Annotated in this window: 21 protein-coding genes; 10 read left to right on the forward strand and 11 right to left on the reverse strand. The window is 47.3% G+C overall.

All coding sequences use genetic code 11. The annotated features are described in order from the left end of the window. Positions 1 to 53: 53 nt before the first annotated feature. The 3 genes from ACLVWR_RS03405 to ACLVWR_RS03415 are packed head-to-tail and all read right to left on the reverse strand — an operon-like array spanning position 54 to position 3828. A complete protein-coding gene (locus tag ACLVWR_RS03405; protein WP_340596131.1) occupies positions 54 to 1268 on the reverse strand; it encodes a glucose-6-phosphate isomerase in 1215 nt (404 codons plus the stop codon). A 37-nt stretch (positions 1269 to 1305) separates the two neighbouring features. Further along, positions 1306 to 2460 (reverse strand): hypothetical protein, encoded by a 1155-nt coding sequence (locus ACLVWR_RS03410; protein WP_413582523.1) that lies wholly within the window; start codon positions 2458 to 2460, stop codon positions 1306 to 1308. A gap of 6 nt (positions 2461 to 2466) precedes the next feature. Further along, the gene (locus ACLVWR_RS03415) at positions 2467 to 3828 is read right to left on the reverse strand and encodes a hypothetical protein (protein ID WP_413582524.1); all 1362 of its coding nucleotides are present in this window, start codon (positions 3826 to 3828) and stop codon (positions 2467 to 2469) included. A 300-nt stretch (positions 3829 to 4128) separates the two neighbouring features. On the opposite strand from ACLVWR_RS03415, the gene ACLVWR_RS03420 reads away from it, so the two are divergent. After that, positions 4129 to 4578, forward strand: a complete 450-nt coding sequence (locus tag ACLVWR_RS03420; protein WP_413582525.1) for a MarR family winged helix-turn-helix transcriptional regulator — start codon at positions 4129 to 4131, stop codon at positions 4576 to 4578. After that, entirely contained in the window at positions 4575 to 4988 is a 414-nt protein-coding gene (locus ACLVWR_RS03425; RefSeq protein ID WP_413582526.1) for an organic hydroperoxide resistance protein, read from the forward strand. Before ACLVWR_RS03420 ends, ACLVWR_RS03425 begins: the two co-directional genes overlap by 4 nt. A 99-nt stretch (positions 4989 to 5087) precedes the next feature. Here ACLVWR_RS03425 and ACLVWR_RS03430 read toward each other — a convergent pair whose 3' ends face one another. From ACLVWR_RS03430 to rfaE1, 6 genes are all read right to left on the reverse strand, one after another. Beyond that, positions 5088 to 5996: a PfkB family carbohydrate kinase gene (locus ACLVWR_RS03430; RefSeq protein WP_340596125.1), complete on the reverse strand. Its 909-nt coding sequence runs from the start codon at positions 5994 to 5996 to the stop codon at positions 5088 to 5090. A gap of 53 nt (positions 5997 to 6049) precedes the next feature. Further along, positions 6050 to 7306, reverse strand: a complete 1257-nt coding sequence (gene rlmN / locus ACLVWR_RS03435) for a 23S rRNA (adenine(2503)-C(2))-methyltransferase RlmN (protein WP_413582527.1) — start codon at positions 7304 to 7306, stop codon at positions 6050 to 6052. A gap of 207 nt (positions 7307 to 7513) precedes the next feature. Further along, a complete protein-coding gene (locus tag ACLVWR_RS03440) occupies positions 7514 to 8008 on the reverse strand; it encodes a hypothetical protein (protein ID WP_413582528.1) in 495 nt (164 codons plus the stop codon). Between the two features lie 31 nt (positions 8009 to 8039). Beyond that, a complete protein-coding gene (locus tag ACLVWR_RS03445; RefSeq protein ID WP_413582529.1) occupies positions 8040 to 8927 on the reverse strand; it encodes an aminoglycoside phosphotransferase family protein in 888 nt (295 codons plus the stop codon). Positions 8928 to 8949: 22 nt separating this feature from the next. Further along, a complete protein-coding gene (locus tag ACLVWR_RS03450; RefSeq protein WP_413582530.1) occupies positions 8950 to 9330 on the reverse strand; it encodes a DOPA 4,5-dioxygenase family protein in 381 nt (126 codons plus the stop codon). A 45-nt stretch (positions 9331 to 9375) separates the two neighbouring features. Continuing rightward, positions 9376 to 10404 (reverse strand): D-glycero-beta-D-manno-heptose-7-phosphate kinase, encoded by a 1029-nt coding sequence (gene rfaE1 / locus ACLVWR_RS03455; protein ID WP_413582531.1) that lies wholly within the window; start codon positions 10402 to 10404, stop codon positions 9376 to 9378. Between the two features lie 105 nt (positions 10405 to 10509). On the opposite strand from rfaE1, the gene ACLVWR_RS03460 reads away from it, so the two are divergent. Together ACLVWR_RS03460 and ACLVWR_RS03465 are read left to right on the forward strand one after the other, a co-directional pair. Further along, positions 10510 to 11421 (forward strand): alpha-ketoglutarate-dependent dioxygenase AlkB, encoded by a 912-nt coding sequence (locus ACLVWR_RS03460; protein WP_413583474.1) that lies wholly within the window; start codon positions 10510 to 10512, stop codon positions 11419 to 11421. Between the two features lie 74 nt (positions 11422 to 11495). Further along, positions 11496 to 12341, forward strand: a complete 846-nt coding sequence (locus ACLVWR_RS03465; protein WP_413582532.1) for a S1 family peptidase — start codon at positions 11496 to 11498, stop codon at positions 12339 to 12341. Between the two features lie 13 nt (positions 12342 to 12354). Here ACLVWR_RS03465 and ACLVWR_RS03470 read toward each other — a convergent pair whose 3' ends face one another. Both ACLVWR_RS03470 and ACLVWR_RS03475 read right to left on the reverse strand, forming a co-directional pair. After that, positions 12355 to 14094, reverse strand: a complete 1740-nt coding sequence (locus ACLVWR_RS03470) for a GMC family oxidoreductase N-terminal domain-containing protein (RefSeq protein WP_413582533.1) — start codon at positions 14092 to 14094, stop codon at positions 12355 to 12357. A gap of 68 nt (positions 14095 to 14162) precedes the next feature. After that, positions 14163 to 15878 (reverse strand): hypothetical protein, encoded by a 1716-nt coding sequence (locus tag ACLVWR_RS03475; RefSeq protein WP_413582534.1) that lies wholly within the window; start codon positions 15876 to 15878, stop codon positions 14163 to 14165. A 113-nt stretch (positions 15879 to 15991) separates the two neighbouring features. Between ACLVWR_RS03475 and ACLVWR_RS03480 the strand changes: the two genes are divergently transcribed. The 6 genes from ACLVWR_RS03480 to ACLVWR_RS03505 all read left to right on the forward strand — a co-directional run bounded on the left by ACLVWR_RS03480 (position 15992) and on the right by ACLVWR_RS03505 (position 21546). Next, positions 15992 to 17266 carry a Glu/Leu/Phe/Val family dehydrogenase gene (locus ACLVWR_RS03480; protein ID WP_413582535.1) on the forward strand — a complete coding sequence of 425 codons (1275 nt, stop codon included), beginning with the start codon at positions 15992 to 15994 and terminating at the stop codon, positions 17264 to 17266. Positions 17267 to 17356: 90 nt separating this feature from the next. Then, positions 17357 to 18343, forward strand: a complete 987-nt coding sequence (locus tag ACLVWR_RS03485) for a quinone-dependent dihydroorotate dehydrogenase (protein ID WP_413582536.1) — start codon at positions 17357 to 17359, stop codon at positions 18341 to 18343. Beyond that, the gene (gene mutT / locus ACLVWR_RS03490) at positions 18330 to 18788 is read left to right on the forward strand and encodes an 8-oxo-dGTP diphosphatase MutT (RefSeq protein ID WP_340596113.1); all 459 of its coding nucleotides are present in this window, start codon (positions 18330 to 18332) and stop codon (positions 18786 to 18788) included. Before ACLVWR_RS03485 ends, mutT begins: the two co-directional genes overlap by 14 nt. Then, positions 18776 to 19891, forward strand: coding sequence for a hypothetical protein (locus tag ACLVWR_RS03495; RefSeq protein ID WP_413582537.1), 1116 nt, complete (start codon positions 18776 to 18778; stop codon positions 19889 to 19891). Before mutT ends, ACLVWR_RS03495 begins: the two co-directional genes overlap by 13 nt. Positions 19892 to 19908: 17 nt before the next feature. After that, the gene (locus ACLVWR_RS03500) at positions 19909 to 21171 is read left to right on the forward strand and encodes a glycosyltransferase family 4 protein (RefSeq protein ID WP_413582538.1); all 1263 of its coding nucleotides are present in this window, start codon (positions 19909 to 19911) and stop codon (positions 21169 to 21171) included. Positions 21172 to 21261: 90 nt separating this feature from the next. Beyond that, positions 21262 to 21546, forward strand: coding sequence for an HU family DNA-binding protein (locus tag ACLVWR_RS03505; protein WP_340596109.1), 285 nt, complete (start codon positions 21262 to 21264; stop codon positions 21544 to 21546). Positions 21547 to 21781 lie beyond the last annotated feature (235 nt).

Consider the following 21781-nt stretch of genomic DNA (forward strand, 5'->3'; position numbering starts at 1 on the left):
CCGCTTTGAGTTGTTGCGGAGTTCCCTTTTTCCTCTAAATGAATTTTAAAAAATTACTTCTTAAGCTTGGCCTTTGCCAAAATCTTACCGGCCTCTACACCTGGCTGATTGAAAGCATCAATTTTCAGATACTCACCAAGTCCTGCAACAACCAATTGCCAGAACATGAACAGGTAACCCAATGTTTCCTCATCCAAGGCTTTTGTTTTCAAAGTCATTGTTGAAACACCGTTGGCAACCAGGGCTTCTTGGGTTGCCAAAGCTTCTGCCTTCAACAACTCGCCCATCGTGCGACCTTGAAGATCCATTGTTTCTTTGAACTGCGCATTTTTGATACGCATAGAGCCGCCTTCAGCCTCATCCACGCGCTGGAAAATCACGAACTTGTCTTTTGTGCCTTCCATCACCTGTTGCAGAATGGAGTGCTGGTCGGAGGCACCAATCGCTGCAATCGGAGTTGATACTCTTGGCGCTGGAGTTCCTGCGCGAGTCACTGGTTTACCCAAAGACTCCGCCCACAACTGTGCAAACCAACCGCCGAAGTCTTTCATGCGGGAATTGTAGGACCATAGAAGAGTGATCCACTCCTCACGATTGTAAGACTGAATAACCTGCGCCATTGTTTGCGTGATCGTCGCAGTATCCAACAAAGCACGTTTTGCACCCACGCGGAACTTTTCAAGATCCAAACCAAGGTACGCGGCAGGAAACATTCCCACTGGTGAAAGAACAGAAAAGCGACCACCAACATCCACTGGAATTTCGCATTCTGGAACTTTGTGCTTGCGAGCCCATTCTGTTAGAGAGCTGGCTTTGCTTTCAGAGATCACAATCGAGTTTGATGGAAGGTGCAAACCTTCATCTTTATAAACTTGATCCAAAAGCTCCAATGCACACAAAGATTCAATGGTCGTTCCGCTTTTGGAAATGAAAGCCCAGGCTACGTCTTTCAGATCACCCAACTCGTCGATCAAGGTTTCAAATACCAAAGCATCAACGTTATCAACGAAGAACATGTTGTTGGCATTGAAGACTTCGCGAATTACACGTGTGCCCAGGGAGCTTCCGCCCAAACCCACGATCACCATTTTTTTGAATTTTGCAGAAAACTCTGCTCCCATTTTATGGGACTGTTGCCACAGGTTGATTCGCTCAACCAATTGCGGAAAGCCGATCTCTTTTCTTTGCAAAAACAATTTCAAAGATGACTGGCATTCCTGAATAAGATTATCGGGATTTGTGAATTTGGCCTGTGTGATTTCCAACATCGTGATTTCTCTTTCCAACAGCGGTTGTTTGGAAAAACTACGAAATCGCGACGTCTTCCTCGATACGGTGATATCCGTTCCACTCTTTCAGACGTCCACGTGGGCGCCCGCCGTCTTCTGGATATTCAATCAGGCAATAGGTCAATTTCGTGATTTTTCCAAGAGACACGATATCTAAAGAAGTGATCTCAGTCCATGTTCCTGTGTTAAAATATTCTTTGTGTTCAGACCACTGGCGGTACTGGTACACATGGGTGTGTCCAAAAACCACCGTATGAACCCTGTCATCCCCCAGGATTTTACGCGCCGACTCACTTAAATCCGGAAAAATCGCACTTTCCAGGATGACCTGGATAATACGTTTCAATGGCCAATTACGGCGCGGGTCTTTAACAAAGGCACTTTTAAAGAAGTACTTATAGGCCATTGCGAAGGCCTTAACCATCGTCATCGTCTCATTCAGCAATGCCCAGCGCACCATCTTCCCGAAAGGGCGAATCTTGTCCACGTGGGGATACGTTTGCTTGATCTTAAGAACGACTTCCAAAAAGAAATGGGAGCCGAATGGAAGATTTAAAATAGGCTCCACCAGATTCTTTTTCAGGAAAAACTTTTTGGGGTCCATACGATTTGCAGCTTCGTGCATATGGCCGTGCTCGATATGCACACCATCAAAGAAGTAAACGATGTTTTTAAAGCGCACCGGAGCACCAATCACTTGATTTACATAGGCGCGACAAGCGGGCCACAACATCCCCTGATCATGGTTGCCCACGATATAGGTGATGGATTTGCCAGGTTTAGCCGCAAACTCTGCCATGGCTTTAAAGACGTTTTCATGGCCTTTGACCACATCCTTTAAAATATCCAGGGTGACCGCTTCAGTAATAACGGAAAGAAAGTGACCTTTGTAATCGCACTGCAGGAAGTTGAAGAAGTCACCGTTAATGATCAACTCCACCTCGTAGTCACGATAGACACCCGTGGAGTAATAGTGAATAAACTCCACCAGTTTTTCGCCGTAATAGAATTCTTCCAGGGAATTGATACCACCTTCAGGCAAAAGACGTCCTTTGCCCAAATGCAAATCGCTGATGACCACCTTGATTTTCTTTACAGGTGCAGGTTTGACAACCGTCTGGCTGCCATCGCTGGATTCTGTCCTGGTTTCTACCTGTGATGTGGGGTCCATGAATTCCTACTCAGCTTTTTTGAGTGGAACCGGGCCGCCTTCTTCTTTGACTTCCAAATTAGAAAGAGCCAAACGCAGAGCACGCTCCGTACGTTTGAATTGGTCCTGATTCCCCTCGATGGTCTTGTTCAACTCAAGACATTTATTTCTATAATTATCGAGTTCCTGGGAAAGCTGATCAATCTTTCTTTTCTGGTCTAGAATATACTCATCTTTGGACCGAACTAATGCCGCTTTTTCAGCACGCAAAAGCTCTAGACGATTTTCCAGTTCACGTTCGCGAACACGGATCTTTTTGAAATCAGATTTAAGTCGAGTTTCCAGCTCATCGACTTTCACGCGAGCTTTGGCAACTTCGTTTTCCTTATACTGAAGGTTACCCTTCAGTATAAGGATTTCGCTTTGGAAGGATTCACGGTCTTCCGCTTTTTCCTTCTCAACCGCGACAATGCGCACACCCAGCTCGTCAGTACGAGTGCGAATAATTTCACCGGCCGAAGCCAGCTCCTCATTCTCGCTGCGCAGGAATTCAACTTCTTTTTCCAGCTCCAGAATACGCTGTTGCGCCAGCTTCAGATTCTCTGCCTGTGCAAGGCTTGCATCCACGGATGTCATCACATTCGCAGAACCCGCACGATTGCTGCCACGGAAATTACCGACGCTGACTTTCACATCAACATTCGGTGACTTGCGTGCACCCAATCGGGCATTGGCAAAACCGGAAACCGCCAGAGTGCGTTCCGCATCTGTGTTGGTTGCAGACGTGTGTGAGCTGGAAGCCGCTGAATCCTGAATGGAAACTGTTTTGTCTTCTTTGGAGTCCTCGCCCATGGATGCCGCCAGTGAATCCACCGGACTGGTGAAATCATCCTGGTATGCAGGCATTTCCACGACATGATCATCATCGCTTTCGACGCTGGCGACATCGTCAATGCTGTCGATCGCCTGATAATCCCCTTCGCTGGAAGGGCCATCGTAAGTCTCCATTGGAGGAGTCTCATATTTCGGGCGCGGAGGAATATCGAAACCTACGGGTTTTTCCCCGTCCAGCATTTCATCACCGGAAGAGAATTCTTCGACAACTTTATTTTCATAGTCGTCGCCCTGTTCAGCACTGGTATATTCAGCCAAGCCACCATTGAATTCGGAATCGTCGATTTCAGCACCGACATCCTTTTCAAGGCCGGACCACATGTCTTCATCACCATCTGCACTTGCAGAAGATGCCTGATGATAATCCGTAGGCTCATCGACCACCGGCTTCTCATCTTTATGGAACGAACCGTCCTCCTGAATACCACGGACGTCATCCATCAGTGATTCAATCAGATTTTCCGCTGCTGAAGATTTCTTTTTTCGTTTCGACATACTAGTGGAATTATCGGAAATTCCTCAACTTCTCTTAAGGAACTCCCGCGGGATTCCGCCTATCTGGCACAAGGTCCAGCCCCAAAAGGTACGGACTTACCTCATAACCACCAAGCCCACTTTGGCCCCACCCTTCCCCGCAAGCAGAACCTCGCAATTTCGTCTCAAAAGGAAACGCCAAGAGGTACGGCCTTACCTGCGAGGTAAGGCCGTACCTCTTGGCGCAGGACCCCGCATGTATTATTTTTATATTGTATGCAATTTAATTGCACACAATATAATTCAGCGTAGAATCTAGGCATGAACCAAAAACTGCTTTTGAAAAACCAGCTTTGTTTTCCGATCTACGCGGCTTCCCGACTGATCACACAGCTTTATGCAGAACACTTTAAAGCTTTTGATCTGACGTATCCGCAGTACTTGGTATTTATGGTTCTGTGGGAAAAAGCTCCGCGCAAAGTAACCGAGATCGCGGATCTTTTGATGTTGGATACGGGAACGGTCACTCCCCTGATTAAGCGCATGGAGACTCGTGGCTGGGTCACCCGTAAACGCTCTGCCAAAGACGAACGCACGGTCGAAGTTCACCTGACCGCCGAAGGTCGCAAGATGGAAAAGCACTTCGCTTCGGTCCCCGAGAAACTGCTTTGCAATGTCGAATGCAAACAGACGGAGCTGCAGGCTATTTACAAAAATTTGAATAAGTTAAACGAGCAAATGAGAAAAGCCTTAGAAGGAGGTCATTCATGAGTAAGCTCTATACAGCAGTTGCAACCGCAACTGGCGGACGCAACGGAAGGGTAGAAAGCTCTGACGGAGTCCTGAATCTTGAAGTACGTATTCCGAAAGAAATGGGCGGATCTGGTGGCGCATTCACCAACCCCGAGCAGCTATTCGCTGCCGGATACGCAGCCTGCTTTGATAGCGCGCTGAATTTCGTGGCCATGCAACAAAAGACGAAAATCACGTCTACTGTCACAGCAGAAGTCGGCATCGGTCCGAACAATGCTGGCGGCTTCGCGTTGGCCGTTAAATTGCGTGCGAAGATTGAAGGTGTTGAGCGCAACATCGCCCAGCAACTACTGGATACGGCACACAAAGTGTGCCCTTACTCCAACGCCACTCGTGGCAATATTCCCGTCGAGATCGAACTAGTCTAACCCCTCCCGTAAAAGGCAAAGACTATCCAAAATAAAAAAGGCAGATCAACTTGATCTGCCTTTTTTTATGCGCTGCTTACGTAACTAGGACCTGGCACCTTATACGGTGATGACTTTTTTGTATTCCGCCAGACGTTTTTCAAGGTCTGCCAAAGTCACTTTGGAGAGAGCTTTCACAGAGAAATCTTGGATTGTGTGGGACGCCATCATGGAACCCATGATGCAGGCTTGTTTCAGGGTGTTCAAAGTTGGAGCTTCTTTCTGAGCCGCGATGTAACCGAAGAAACCACCGGCGAAAGTATCACCTGCACCTGTTGGATCGATCACTGTTGGGATCGGCATTGCAGGCAGGATGAAGTACCCCGCTTCTTTCGTGTACATAGCGAAACCATACTCGCCACGCTTGATAACAACTGCAGAAGGACCCATTGCTGTGATCATTGGAGCGGCAGAGATCGCATTGGATGCGCCAGTTAGCATTTTTGCTTCGCCTTCGTTGATCAACACAAGATTCACTTTTTTAACAACTTCAAGCAAAGCGTCTTTCTTGATGTTGATCCAAAGGTTCATTGTATCAAGACCTACGAACTTAGGTTGTTTCACTTGAGACAATACTTGCAACTGAAGTTCAGGAGCGATGTTCGCCAGAAATACGAAAGAAGAATCTTTGTAGTGCTCTGGCAATTGTGGATTGAAGTGTTCAAAAACGTTCAACTCGGTGTTCAACGTTTTCGCTTCGTTCATATCACCTTCATACGAACCCGCCCAGTGGAACGTTTTGCCTGGAACTTTTGAAAGACCCGTCAAATCAACACCACGGTTGTTCAAAAGATCATAGTCTTTTTGATCGTAGTCCTCGCCCACAACACCAACAACACGCACTTTGGAAAACAAAGACGCCGCCAATGAGAAGTAATTCGCAGAACCACCCAAAGCGCGATCAGCACGGCCCGATGGAGTTTGAATTGAATCGTATGCAAGACTTCCTACTACTAAAATTTCAGACATTTGAATTTCTCCGGGTGATTTGCGCTTTGATATCTTCAAAGCGCGGCTTGAGACTAGTTAAGTTCTGTTTCGTTTTCAAAGCTCATCGCAGCAAATGCCGCATTTTTAGCAGCGTGCTCAGCCTTATGCTCTGCCAACAACTGACGCTTTGATTTAGGCATACCGGCCAATTCAGAATTGGAGATATCCATTGTCGCGTTTTCGTCTTTATGCGTGCTGTTCAACTGACCACAAGCTGCAAAGATATCGCGACCCATGGAACGACGAAGAAGAACGTGGCAACCCAAGCGATTCAATTCCGTATGGAATGCCTCGATAGTTGCATCCGATGGACGTTCATACGGCGCACCTGGATGCTCATTGAACGGGATGATATTGATTTTGCAAGGCACTCCACGCGTCAGCTTCGCAACTTGGCGCGCGTTCTCGATAGAATCCGTCACACCTTTAAGCATCACGTACTCGAACGTCACCTTATCGCCAGTTTTGTCGGTATACTGCTTACAAGCATCCAACAACATCGTCGTGTTCCATTTTTTATTGATCGGCATTACTTGGGTGCGGATCTCGTCAGTCGGAGCATTCAAGCTGACAGCCAAACGAACCTTCGCATCAGCGATACGCCACATTTCAGGCACGATACCGGAAGTGGAAACAGTGATTTTCTTACGGGACAAATTAATACCCCATGGAGAATGGATCACGTCGATAGTTTTAAATACAGCTTCTGGGTTATCCAATGGCTCGCCCATACCCATGAACACGATGTTCGTGATGCGTTGGCCTTCCGCCAATGAATCATGAACCTGCATGAACTGACCAACAATATCTTCAGTGCGAAGTCTTCGTTTCAATTTTTGTTTGCCAGTAAAACAGAATTTGCAACCGATGTTGCAGCCTACTTCAGAGGAAATACAAAGAGTCAAACGACCCTCAGAAGGAATCACCACAGACTCGACACTTTGGTTGTCGCCCATGTCGAACAGGAATTTTTGCGTTCCATCAACGGACTTCAAGTGAGTCAAAGTTTTAGGAAGCTCGAAAGAAAGAAGTTTTGGAAGTTCTGCGCGGAAGTCCTTGGACAAATTCGTCATTTGTTCTGGATCTGTCACGCGTTGCTCGTAAACCCATTTGAAGATTTGCTGAGCACGGAATTGCTCTTTGCCCTTACCTTTCAGATAGGCCTTCAAATCTTCCAATGTCATGGAGTAGAAATTTGCAGCTTTGTTTTCCAGGGGTTTTGCGACATTATCGTCAGTGTAGTTGATTGGCGCAAGAGTGGCGCTTGTAGTCGCTTCGTTCAATTCCATCTTAGGGCTCCTCGGCTTATTACAGCCATGCTTGTTACAGCTGGGACTTTTGTGGTCCCGTTGGTAAAGGATTATGTGCCGGGTTTGTAGCACAGCCCTTGGGGAACTTGAAGGAATTCCTTAGATTTCAGCGCTTTAGCCAATAAAAAAGGCCCCATAAAGGAGCCTTTCTTGCAAAAAATGCTTAATTGTCCAGAGCCTGGCTGTTTATTCGGCCACCTTAACCAGATCAGCTTCGTAATAGCAGGCTTTCGCAAGTCTTCCCCCACGAAGTGTTTCATCATCCAAGGACACGACGGCGCCACGCTCGGTTTGCTTTAAGCGAATTCGAACCCCTTGTTTGTTCCCAACGGACCAGGTTCCGCGAATGTTGGAAGCCCAGCCTTCTCCTCCATAAGTTACGGCAAATGAGCCCGCAGAATCGCGGTCATTACGAGTTTCATAATTCATGACCGAATGTCTGACTGATTTGTGCGTGGAAATAAAATGAACCATATGCGATTCAAACTTGGCTTCACCGGGTTTTACAGTGATCCCTTTAAGACCACTAAAACTATAAAGAAGACAATAGTTGTTGTTCACTTCTTTGATACGGGGCTTACCCTCGATCACATAATTTCCCATAAACGAATCAAAGGGATCTGCTGCATGCGCTTGTGTGCCGGCAATTATAAATAGAAAAACCGCTGCGATGAATTTCATAGATGCTCCCTCAGGTAGAGGGTTCATCACATCAGGATCGCAACTCTTGAGCAACCAAAAATGGAATGCCAAAAAGCTTTTTCGTATCCCCATAATCCCAAGCCGTTGAAATCATTGCCGCAGCAAAGGCCCACGCCTTCATTCGCTGCATGTCGAAGTTGAGGTAGTCATTGAGAATAGACATACGACGATCCAAAGTTTTTCTAAGTGGACTATTTGTTGGATACGCATCCAAAGGATTGTACATCATCACGGCCATCTCGAATGTCGGATCACCAATGTAGCCGTGAGGATCAATGACCTTCCACGAACTCTTATGTTTCAGAATATTGTCGTGATGAAGATCCCCATGCAGCAGACGATCCTGACTGCGGTCAAATGTCAGTTCGCTGATAATTCCGCGGGCCTTGGAGAGCATGCGTGAGTCCACAGCCCCCTCCAATACATCCAGATCCTTGGCAAGCTCTGAGATATGCTTAAACGCACCACTGATGATCGAGCGCGAATTCAGCTCATGAATAAGTCCCGCAATGACGATTGTTTTCTGATCATCATCCAGGTCTTTGTTGTGCTTTAAAGTTTCACCTGGCGACAGCCGCTCCATCATTGTGGCGCCAAGATATTTATCTGTTTCAAGAACCTGAGCCGCCACTCCGGAAAAGTGCCGCAACCACTGACGTTCGCGGTCCAACGACTCAATATCGCAGCCAGTTTTTATAACAACTTCCAACCCATCAGACTTTCGTTTCGCAGTACCTACAAAATGAAATGAAAGGTTGTCCAGCGGCCGAATTGACTCCAGCCCCCAAAGCTTTTCGATTTTAAGAAGGTGCTCTGGCAGCTTCGCAAGCCACAGCTCCCCCGGAGCTTTCCAGGTGGTCACAATATTCTTATAAAGATTTGAATCAGGAGTGATCAACCAATGCTCCCATCCATAAGGCTTAGTCTTTGAATGCCTCTAACTTTAATTCGACAGGTTTGCCCAACCACATCGCCGCCTGCGTGTGATCGTACAAGTCATCACCAGCGAGTTCGTGCACCAACACCGACAAATCGCCGCGCTCGTGCATTAACCATAGTACCACATCGGTGAATTTCTCTCTGGGGAAATTGAGCTCAAACATGGGTGTCGGATGGGGGCCAATTGGTTCAGGAATCAGCTGTCCTGTGAAGACCTCTTGATCCTTGAATGAGACAAGTGCCTTTTGACGAAGCTCATTTGCGAACTCCGTCTGATCATTTGTGAAGTAAATATGTGCATCAAACTGACGCGGAAATCCTTCAGGCAATAACTTGGAATTTACTTTATATGACTTCTCCATAGAATCCCGCGACTCGCCGCATTTCAAAAAGGTACGGCGTACCTTTTAGTGGACTTCGTTGATGTATTCGATCAGCTCTGGGATTTCACATGGAACGCAACCGACTTTACCGACCACAACACCTGCGGCGTTGTTGGCTAGCATGCAGCTATGAACCAATGAAAGACCACTGACCATACCCAATGAAAGAGCAGCAATGACGGTATCACCGGCACCCGTCACGTCGAATACTTTTTGTGCATAAGTTGGAACTTCAGTGATTTGGTCACCCGAGAAAATTGTCATACCGTCTTTTCCACGGGTCAGAACCACTTCTTTCGCCCCTGTGATTTTTTGCAGAGCACGGCCGACTTCAACAACCTTGTTCGGATTGCCTTTCAAATCGTCGAAATCCATTCCCGTCAATACAACCGCTTCGTCGTAGTTTGGCTTGATCAAATCAACGCCCAGATAGAACGAACCTTGATTGTTGCGATGTGGATCGACCATCAATTTTTTGCCGGCTTTTTTGCAGATAGCAGAAACTTTCTCGACGACATTTTTAGAGACCACGCCTTTTGCATAGTCCTCGATGATCACACAGTCTGCTTGACCGACATGTTTTTCAACCATCGCCAGCAATCGCGTTTCAGTTTCCTCAGACAGATATTTTCTTAGTTCGCGGTCCACACGCACGATCTGCTGTTGCTTTGCCATCACGCGGGTTTTACGCGTTGTTGGACGAGCTTTATCAACGATCATGTATTCCCAGCTGACGCCACTTTTTGCAGAAAGCTCTTTCAACATGTCGGCACCCGTGTCGTCGCCAACAACGGAAACCATCATCGGAGTACCACCCAGGCTTGCCACGTTTTGCGCAACGTTGGCAGCCAAGCCCAAACGCATGTCTTCTTCTTCAACGTCCAAAACCGGAACGGGAGCTTCCGGGCTGATACGACGCACTTGCCCCATCACGTACTCATCCAAACCCACATCCCCGATAATGAGTATTTTTCTGCCTTTAAGGGCCGGGATCTGTTTGATCAGAAGTTCTTTTTCTTGAGGTCCAAGTTTGGCTTGTACAGGTGCTGTCATTTTTTCACTCCCAGAGCCATTTTTAACGGATTGCGTGGAGGCTGTCATCCCTTTCGCACCACGGCTATTGGCATCAAAAGCCCCTTTATGTTAAATACTTGCCCTATGTTCAAATCCAAAGGCAAATCTCAGGGCAAGGGCCCTGCTTTTAAAAACAATTCCCGTGGAAGCAAGCCCGGCCATCGCAACAATGGCGAGGAGCGCAAATCCACGTCCAATTTGATTTACGAGCAGAACTACATCACAGCCCGCGAAAAAGAAGAGATCCTGAAGTACTTGAACACGCTTTATCCCATCTGGGAGATGCGCTACTCCAAAAACAACCCACCTCCTGAGAATCAAAAACAAAGACCGTTATTGCGCCCGGTTTATTGGTTGGGCAATTGGCAGTTTGCGTGCTTGAACTATTACCATCCTCCAAAGGGAATCTATAATCGCTGCGTAACGGGTGAACGTTATCCTGCAGTCCTGGAAAACCTGGTAAATAAAATTGAAAGCTTAGTGAAAGAGAAATTCGACCCACGTGATATCCCACGTGGTTGGACATTGAACACCTGCTTGATTAATTACTATGGCAATCAAATCCAGGAAGATGGCAAGAAAATCGATTGCGCCCGCGTGGGTGAGCATAAGGATTTCGAACCAGGTCCGGTGGCTTCCATTTCTTTCGGCGAGCGTGCCCTATTCCAGTTCGTCTCAAGCAAAGGCACAGAATCCAAGTCCGACGTGGTACTGCAACAGTGGTTGGAGGATTGCTCTTTGCAGATCTTTGGTGGCGAAAAATTTAAGAAACAACTTTTCCACCGCGTACAACGCGTGGAAGACAAGTCGGATCTGAATTTCCCACTGAATGAAATTAAAAACTTTGAAACCAGAAGAATCAATTTCACCTTCCGTTATGTTCCTGACGAACACATCGTGCCCTTCAAAAAACTATCCAGCGAAGCACAGGAAGATGTCTTGGAGTACATGAAAAAACTCGCCGAAAAATCCTCGTTTTTCAAAGCACAGCTGTAAACAATCGAACTCCCTTCGTGGCCCAAATCGGCATAAAAATTGGATGCCTGATTATGACGGATGGAGGATCAACCATGAGATGCAACCTATTGAAGCAAGTGACCAAAGTGTTTACAAAAGCGCCGCCTAGCGCGTCACTGCCTGCTTTAGCAGCACTCTTGTCCGTGATGGCAACTCTTGCGACTCCTTATTCCCAAGCCATCGTGGGGGGAACTGAAGTTGCTGCGGGCGATGTTCTCGCTAACAAAGTTGTTCTCATCCTGGGTACCACGCAAACCGGCGGCCGCGGCTATTGCTCCGGTACGATGATTGACAAAGATATCGTATTAACAGCTGCCCATTGCTTTGAAACTGTTATTAAAAATTACTATGTTATCCCGAACATCAATATGTCCCCTGATTCTGGATACGAACGAGAGAAGTTCAATATCCCAGTCACCAAATGGGTAATCCATGAAGACTATGACAAACCAGACGCAAAGGTCTTTTCCGATATCGCGCTTTTGAAACTGGAGCGCGCAGTACCGGAAAAATACACCCCGGTTAAATTTTATGACGGGAGATCAGAAGCGGCACCGTTCGCTATTTTAGCCGGCTTCGGCAAAACAAGCGAATCGCGCATCGATCAAACTTATTTGAGATTTACCGCTAAAGAAAACAGCGAAATTAAAATCGACTACAAAGATCAAATTGGAACCATGATCATGTCCAATGGACAAACCAAAGGTGCCTGCGAGGGCGACTCTGGCGGCCCGGTGTTCTATGGAGTGAATGGTGAATTCCAACAAGTGGGTATTATTTCAACAACGGTAGGTCCCGACATCATGAGTACCTGCAGCGGCCTTGTGATTGCGACACACTTGCCACGATTCTTGCCATGGATTGAAAAAAACAAATCCCTTTTAAATGAACAGAAGTAAGCAGGAACCATCATCAGAGAAGAATCTTCTCCACCGCGCGCTCAGCAAGGGCTGAAATCGTTAACAGCGGATTCACCCCGAGCGCCGTCGGAACAATCGAACCATCCAAAACATAAAGTCCCTCGTGCAGACTCCCATCAGACTGATAGACCTGCCCCAGGTGATTTACCACACCGCTTGCCACGGAATCCGCCATCACACATCCTCCCAGGGGATGTACCGTCATTAGATTTTTCCCACTGATTATCAACGAGCGCGGATTCATCACGAAGTTTCCACCCAAGGCCCGCGACTGCGCTTTCATCGCGCGGTCGATGGTGTGATAAATTGGATCATGCTTGACCTCGGGCCAACGCAATCTGATTCTCCCCTTGCGATCCAATTGCAACTTCCCATTGGCGCGATCGTGTCCCATTCCCAAATAGACCATTGAATAATTGAGTGCACCCTTTTCAATGTCCTTGGATAACGTAACGTCACGACTGACGCGCACGAAGCGCGCCCAGGACAGGCGAAACTTTGCAATTCCCATAGCCAGACGCAAAGGTACAGTCAGGGCTCCGGGAAATGTTCCTTCCTCGATAATAAAGCGATCAAACAGATTCTTGCGTTTGCGATAGTCAGCAATTGAATAGATAACAGCACCCGGCTTCATGTTGACTCTTACCTGACTGGCAGAGGCATACCCAATCGCATTGGTGCGAAAGGCCGTATTGAATGAAAGACCCAGAACATCACCATTGCCGGAAAAACGTCGCCCCAGCATAGAGGACAAACTCAATCCCCGGCTTCTCGAGCTCAATAGCAATTTCGTACTCCCCATCGTGCCCGCAGCCACAATCACGCATTCGGCACGTATGACTTTGTGGCTCCGTCGTCCATCACTGGAAGTATGCTCACAATGAATCAGATAGTCTCGGTCTGCCCTTTTCTCAATTCGCTGAACTTCAATCTGTGTAAACAGCTCCGCACCGCGATTCTTTGCCAACGGGAGATAGTTCATGTTCAAAGTATTCTTCGCTCCCGTGTTGCAACCGGAACAACAGTTCCCACAGCCGATGCATTTGGGTTGAGTGACGCCCGTTTGCTGTCTTTGCTGACCGGAAAGATTAACTGCTATAGGAGGAAACTGAATAGCCGCACCCATCTTGTGAGAGGCAATGACATGTGCATTTACTTTGGAACTCTCCATGGAGTCGGGATCGAAGGATTGGCCCTGCAACATCGCCCGCACGCGGGAATAATACTTTTCAAACCGCCCGGAGCGCACTTCCTGCACCAGAGACCTGGGCCACTCGGGACTGCGAATCGTGTCGCTATCCGGCTCCACCAAGGCCCCCGCATTGATCAGTGAAGTCCCACCCAGGCCATTTCCATTAACGACGTCCATTTCCCGATTGGCATGTATCTCAAAAAGTCCAAAAGGATTTTCATCACACAATACATCCTGGCGAATATCGCGGAATTTTTCCATAAAGCTTCCTGGAGGTCGTTCGGGTCCCCTCTCAAGAACCGCCACGGTCCGATGACCAGCAAGCCTTGCGGCACTGATGGCGCCACCATAGCCGGAGCCAATCACCACCACCTCATAGCGCTCGCGCAAATCTGAAACAGGACTCGCGAGTCTGCGATAATTCACATGGACAGGCACTTCTTTTATTTGCGGCTCTGCTTGCGCGGATGTCGTGGAAAGCGCGCCCAGCAAGCCCCCCAGAACTCCAGATTTAAGAAATTTTCTGCGCCCAGTATCCATTCATCAAGAAAACCGCATATGGGCGCACAAAGAAACAGTCCCGAGATCAAGACTGCAAAAAAACAGAATTATTTGGCAACAGACCAGCTGATCTGAAGATTCGGGTTGCCGGCAATATCCGTCATTTTGACCTGAAGGTTTTGATTCACCCATCGGACAATCATGTCTTTTTCCGAGGACGACAATTCCGCGTTCATAAAACGGAAGTCAAATTCCGACAGGGGTAAACTCATGCTCAGGGACTTTTCCTTGCCTTTGGAGTTTTGCAAAAGAATTTCCAGATTCACGAAATTCTTTTTCTTTCCGGGTTCATCGACCTCGTAAGTCACTTTCGTCGTCCCGGTGAAAAATCCATTCCACTCATCATCGGACATTTCCACATTCAACTTGTTTTCACGCATTTTGAAATTCGGCGCGTGTGACAAAATGTAGGACTGCAAAAGTGACGTCGACATTTTCCAGTCGTAAGCCACAGGCAGAGTGCAATGATAACCTTCCGGAAACTCAACGACGCGAATATTTCGGCTGTCCACCTTCATGGATTTATTAGCCAGCATTTGCGAGTTAATGGAGTACGGTACCATCATGTCGTTATCAGTGGCCCAGATAACAACGGGTTCTTTGACATCCTTGTAGTACGGCCAGAAATCATTCAATGCCCAGAAATTTTCCCCGTCCTTCATGCCCGGAGGAAGCTTCACCGAAGACATGTAAGACAATCCACCATGGTAAGTGCGCACCACTTCAGAAACGGCTTTCTGAAGGTATTTGAAGCTTTCGTACTGAACCATACCTGGAAGTTTGTCTTCGATACCGGATAGACGACGGCGCCCCCACAGATCAATAAACGCCGAACGAACACCGCTGCCTGTCAGGCTTTCCATGGTCGGCTTCAAGTTTACCACCGGGCACATTGCAAGGAAACTTTGAATCAGTGGCGCACTGGCCGGAGAATTGTATTTGTTCAACAACGAGGAAAATAAAACTCCGGGACCACCCAAACTCATGCCCATCACATGCACGCTGTCGACCAAGCGGGAGATTGGTTCCAAAGGATTTCGCAAAAGCTGCGCAATCAGAATGTTTTGAATCCCCTCATCATATCCACCGAAAGAAAACTGGCTGTTGTTGGCAATGAAGTCGGCACTGGTCAGATTTTCCAAAAGCAGCACATTGAAGGGAGACTGTTCAAACAGCATCATCATCCAGCCACGCTCGGGCCTGAAATCCTCAATACTTGAAAATATTCCGGATCTGAAAATCACCAGCGGACGACGTTTAGTATCACCTTTTAAGGCCAACAATCCCTTCAGTTTTACGTTTCCTGGAAGGTTAATTACGACTCGACGAAGAAACGGGTGATCCTGTGGCTCATAACGCATCGTTAGATAACGACGGACATTCACCATCTCCCCAAGATCTTCTGTCTGCAGCTCAGCCCCGCAATCCTGGATGTACTTTTGCATCAGACCGCCCTGCATTTGAGCGGAAACGGAAACTCTTGGATCCCGTAAACGCGATGACCAAAGAGTCGTGTCGCACTTGTCTGTCAGTCCCTGTCCGGCACCAGTTGGCGTCCAGCCTAGGATACCTTCGAATAGAAAGTTCAAAACCGCTGGATAACGCCCCGGCGCGTCGGCAAGAATAGGATTGTCACTTGATGGAAACCAAATACGCGGACTTTGAAACTGCTCAATAAACGCCTGCTGTGGCGACGCGGGTTTCTGTGCAAAAGTGAAAACTGGAATAACTGCGATGATGAAAACAAATAGACAACGAGACATAGGTCTAATTGTGGGTAAAAAGAACCACCGAGTCATCAGCTATTTTTCCCGGGTGACACTGAGTATTTACTTCATTAAACTGCGACGGTGTATTTTTAAGGAGACACATTATCATGGACCACAAGATTGAGCCCTTGTATGACGGGCCTTTGTTCCGCAACGCTATCCAGACTCTAGATGAATCCGCAAAAATTATTAACTGTGATCCTAACGTTCTTGAGCGCCTAAAACGCCCACGTCGTTGCATCACTGTATCTGTACCAGTTCGTATGGATGACTACTCTGTGAAAGTATTCACAGGCTACCGCGTTCAGTACTCTCCAACTTTGGGTCCTTACAAAGGTGGTATCCGTTACCATCAGAACGTGGATCTTCAAGAAGTTGTTGGTCTTGCGGCTTTGATGACTTTCAAAAACTCTGTACTAGGTCTTCCATTGGGTGGCGCAAAAGGTGGTATCACTGTTGATCCAACTAAATTGTCACGCACTGAAAAACAAAATCTGACTCGTCGTTATGCTTCTGAAATTGGCCCCTTCGTTGGACCAACTAAAGACATCCCAGCTCCAGACGTGGGCACAGATCCACAAACAATGGCTTGGTTCATGGACACTTACTCTCAAGAGCAAGGTGGCTTTGCGCAACCGGGTGTTGTAACTGGTAAACCAGTTGAAATCGGCGGATCTTTGGGTCGTAACCACGCTACAGGTTTGGGCGTAGTTTACGTAGCTGAAAAAGCATTCGAAGTTTGCAAAATGAACATGAGAGGCTCCACTATCGCGATCCAAGGTTTCGGTAACGTGGGTTCTTTCGCAGCGAAATTCGCTTACGACCGCGGCGCTCGCATCGTGGCAGTTTCTGACGTTTCCGGTGGTATCTTCAACGGTGACGGTCTTGATATCCCTGAAGTACTTGAATACATCAAAGCTCACAAGTTCTTGAAGGGCTATCCAAAAGCAACACCAATCAGCAACGAAGACTTGCTTGAAGTTAAATGTGATGCTTTGTTCCCGTGCGCTCTTGAAAACCAAATCGACACTCACAACGCTGAAAAAATCCAAGCGAAAATCATCGTTGAAGGTGCGAACGGTCCAATCACGAATGCAGCAACTAAAATTCTTTCTAAACGTGGTGTGTTCATCGCTCCAGACGTTATCGCCAACGGCGGTGGTGTGATCGTTTCTTACTTTGAATGGGTTCAAGACACGATGGCATTGTTCTGGGACGAAGATGAAGTTAACTCCAAATTGAAAGTTCTGATCACTAAGGCTTTCGACAAAGGTTACACAATGGCCCAAGAGAAAAACGTCGACATGAGATCTGCCGCGATGGCGGTTTCAGTTCAACGTCTTGAGAAAGCAATGCTTCTCAGAGGTTTGTACCCTCGTTAATGGATTACTCCGGCGAAAGCCGGAGTGTAAGCCAGTGAAGGTGGGTTTTCGACCCACCTTTTTTTTTGCCTTTTTTCCGGAGACTTTATCATGCGCCCTTGGCTACTGCTTCCACCCAAACTTGCACACGATATCAACGGCTACGCCCTGCCCGCTCTCTCTTATCTCTATGGCGGCAAGACCCCGCGATGGAACTCCTTCACCTGGAGAAACATGACCTTTGCAAATCCCTTGGGAATTGCCGGAGGAGTCGATAAAGATGCTGAGCATCTGAGTGACTGGTGGAGACTGGGTTGCGGTTTTGTGGAAGTTGGAACCGTGACGCCGCAACCTCAAAAGGCCAACCCCGGAAAAATCATGGATCGCGATATGAAGCTCACGGCCATGTGGAACAAAATGGGTTTTCCCAGCCATGGTGCCGATGAGGTATTTTATAATCTTGCATCCTATGCTCCCAACTTCAGAACTCCCGTGTTCGTGAATATTGGAAAGAACCGCCAGACCCCAAACGAACACGCTGTGAATGATTACCTGGAACTGGTCGATAAGCTTCGCCCATGGGCCGATGCTTTTGTCGTTAATATCTCAAGTCCCAACACCCAGGGTTTACGCGAACTGCAAAAGAAAGAAAATCTGGGAGCACTGTTAAAGCCAATCATCGACCGCGTTTCACACTTTGAACCCACTCCGGTCCTGGTCAAACTAAGTCCCGATATGCCTGAGGACGGATTAGCGGAAGCCGTCGCAAACTGCCAAGAACTTGGAGTTGATGGTTTCGTGTTAACCAACACGACTCTTTCCCGTCCCTCTGGATGCCATTTCCCGAGTGAGGGTGGCCTCTCCGGGGCTCCCTTAAAGGATCTTTCTCAACGCGCATTGCAAATTACTGTTCAAACTTTAGGCAAAAAGCGTCAAGGAATGCTGATAGTAAGCGCTGGGGGCATCTTAACCCCGGATGATGTCTTTGAAAGATTGCAAATGGGCGCAGATCTTGTTCAAATTTACTCTGCACTCGTGTTTCATGGACCTCGTTTTTTCCACGATGTAGCAGCTAGAAGGAAAGATGTCGGCAGATAGTGTTGAGTTAAAACCAAGAAAACCAAAAATCCGCAAGGGTCATTGGATTCCAGTCGTTGCGGGATTTTTGCGCAAAGATGGAAAAATCTTGGTCGGCCAACGCCCTGAAAACAACTCCCTGGCAGGACAATGGGAATTTCCCGGTGGAAAAATCGAAAGTGGTGAGACACCTGAACAGGCCTTGGCCCGCGAACTCGACGAGGAGCTTGGAATTCAGGCTGAAGTCGGTGAATTGAAGCTGGCCTGCACTCATTCCTACGGAGATGTAGGGATTCTCATATTGTTTTATGAAATCCTATATTGGAAGGGCGAACCTCGCGCTAAACATCATATGATGCTTGAGTGGATACATCCGGAAGAACTAAAACACCGCAATATCCCTGAAGCCAATCGTAAGATCCTTGACCGGATTTACAAAGCCTTGGGAATTGAATGGCCAAAATAATACTAGTCAGTAAAAACTCAAACGGTACGACTTGGCACTTGGCGCAGTCTCTGCGATCCCAGCAGCATGAAGTCACCGTACTGACCAGTCACGGCGAAATCCCCCTCGACAACACCAACGGCATCGAATTTATGGGCTACTTTAAAAAGTGGTCCGTTTTGGAAGGACTTAAAATTATCCCGGGTCTTTTCGGGATGCAGCCTCATATTATGCATTTGGTTCTGGAAGATGACCGCATGAATGCAGCACAGGTAATTTTGTCGACTTACGCGAAATCACATCCCAACTGCGTTCTAACCACGACACTATTGCATATCAAACGTGGCCTTAAGAAAACCAATCCCGTTCGGTATCTGGTTGAGGAAAGTGACGTAATCACTTTCCCCACGGTTGAGTCCCTTGGACAGTTGCGCGGCTTGAATGTTCGCTCACGCCAACAGGGTCGCGGAATTCTGCCACCCGCTTTGAACTTCAAAAATCAGCCGGAGCAACTGGAAGAATTGGAAGAGTCCGAAGCTCAATTGCTGGCGAATTTAAACTCTCAAGACTTCTTTATTATGCCGTTTCGCGAGGGTCGCTTTAAACCCGATTCGGAACGCTTTCAGCGACTGTTGATGTTGGCTCGCAAACACAAAGTCATTCTTTGGGGCACTTACACTCACTGGTCCTTGCGTGAAAGAAAGCAGTTTGCAAACTGGATGGAAAAGAATGCGTGCGGTGATCGCTGGATCGTGACCGGTATCATCTCCCCGCAACTTTCCAAGATTCTTCTGGCAAAAAGTGCAGCCTTTGTTATGGCAGGCCAACAGTTCACTCCACCAGAAATGACCGAATACTACTTGCGCGCCATTCAGGCCCAATCGACTTTGATCTTGGATTCCAAACAAACCAGTCTGCACGCGGATATCTGGAAAAACACTGTGAACTGTTGGGTACTGAACACCCAATACCTGCAAAAGGAATTGGACAAGCTGTTAACTCGCTCCAGTTTCAATCTTCCGGAAGCCTTAACAGAGGATTGGGCCCAGAGCAGTCATATTGTGGACTCGTCCATGAATGAATTAAACCGACTTTACAATCGGGCCTTGGCATCTGCGAGATAGTCTTTTAACCTAAATTCATGTTCGCAAAAAAATCTGCTTTGCCAGAAACCCTTAACATTTGCCTGACCTCACATCGCTTTCCGATTTTAAGTCGGGCAACTGATCATGGATTCCTATGGCCCATCGCTCGTGGTCTTGCGCGCGATGGACATAAGGTCACGGTTATTTCTGCGAACTCTCCGTTGAAAAAACCAGAAATCACCCGGGATGGCGTTCGCGTCTTTTATCTGAACGAAGGTGAAAAAAATCTGGCACATTTGCGCTTTCAAATGGCCGTGCGCCAAAAGTTCATGCAGCTTCATCGCGAGACTCCCTTTCATATCGTTCATAGCATCGACAAATCAGGCTATCGCATTGGCAATCGTAAAGACGATTTGAAAATCGCAATGGCCTATGACGTGGAAGCGACTCAGATGTCGCAGTTGTTTGCGATCCTTGCGATGAAACAGGAAACTCTGCCAAGCATTTTGACCACGGGCTTCGCGACAGCTTATAAGTTTTTAACGACTTATTATGGTGGGGATCGTCAGCTTCTTTCCACTGCTGACGGGATTTTCGTAACCAATCCGCAGCAAAAAATCATTCTGGAAAGATACTATCTGTACCCTGACTATCACACTTACACGGTCCCTTATGGTATTGATTTGGGGGATTTGACCCCTAAGGAAAAATCACTGGAGTTACGGGCAAAGTTAAACCTCCCGGAGAACTCGCACGTCGCAGTCACCATCAATGACATGACCGATACCGCGGAGATGATTCCTTTGCTTCAAGCCTTTGAAAAGGTTGCGATCAAAAAACCCAACAGCTACCTGATCGTGGTTGGAAATGGTCCGAAATTTAAAGATATTGAATACCAGGTTTTAAATTTAGCCCTGGGCAATCGAGTGATTCTGGCCGGTGCGATTCCGGCGGCGGAACTTGAGGATTACATTGTTTTGGGCGACGTTTTCATCAATATGGGTTCACGCAGTACCGGTTTTGAACCATCCACCCTGGAAGCCATGGCTCAGAAAAAAGTGGTTATGGGTTCCGAAGTGTCCCCGATTGCCAATATTATCGAGGATGGACGAGATGGGTTCTTACTTCGCCCGGCGGACGTCGATTCCATTGCAAACCTGCTGGTGGAGATCTTTTCGGGCACCATGCCTGCGGACGAAATCGGCGAAAGAGCGCGTCAGCGCGTCACAGATCTGTTCGATACTGGAAAAATGGTCCAGTCCGTCATTGATGCCTACCGTAAAATCCTTCTCAATACCGGAATGTATAAGAAGCAATGAGTTAAATCATTGAAAAGTGGTAGTCAGCCCTTACACACTCTGTATAATCGGGAGTGTTATCAATACTTTATGTTCTAGAGGATCTGGACGATGACTAAAGCGGATTTGATTAATTTGATCTCTGAAAAAGCCGGCATCACTCGCGTAAAAGCAGAGACCGTTGTGAATACAATCTTCGACTCAATGGTTGAGGCGTTGATGCGTGACGACCGTATCGAAATCCGTGGTTTTGGTTCATTCGTAAACCGTCAATACGGTGCTTACAAAGGTCGCAATCCGCGCACTGGCGAAATCATCAATGTTGATGAAAAGAAATTGCCATTCTTCAAAGTCGGTAAAGAACTGAAAGAAGACATCAACGGCGGCAAAGAGTAGTTTTCACTCTGCCAAATACGAAAAAAGGGACCCACGAGGTCCCTTTTTTTATTCCCGAATTCTAAGATTTGTTTCCATATTGCAGGTCCAAAAAATGCAAAAGCGACACTTGCTTTCGCAAGGTCGCCTTTTGGACGGACTCACTTCCGATTTAAGTGAAGGAGGTCCGAATGAACAAACCGCATTGTTCTTATCGGCAGACTTTAAAACTTATTAAGCAGATTTTAGGTATTGT

Source organism: Bdellovibrio sp. HCB288 (genome assembly GCF_047305935.1).
Taxonomy (GTDB): domain Bacteria; phylum Bdellovibrionota; class Bdellovibrionia; order Bdellovibrionales; family Bdellovibrionaceae; genus Bdellovibrio.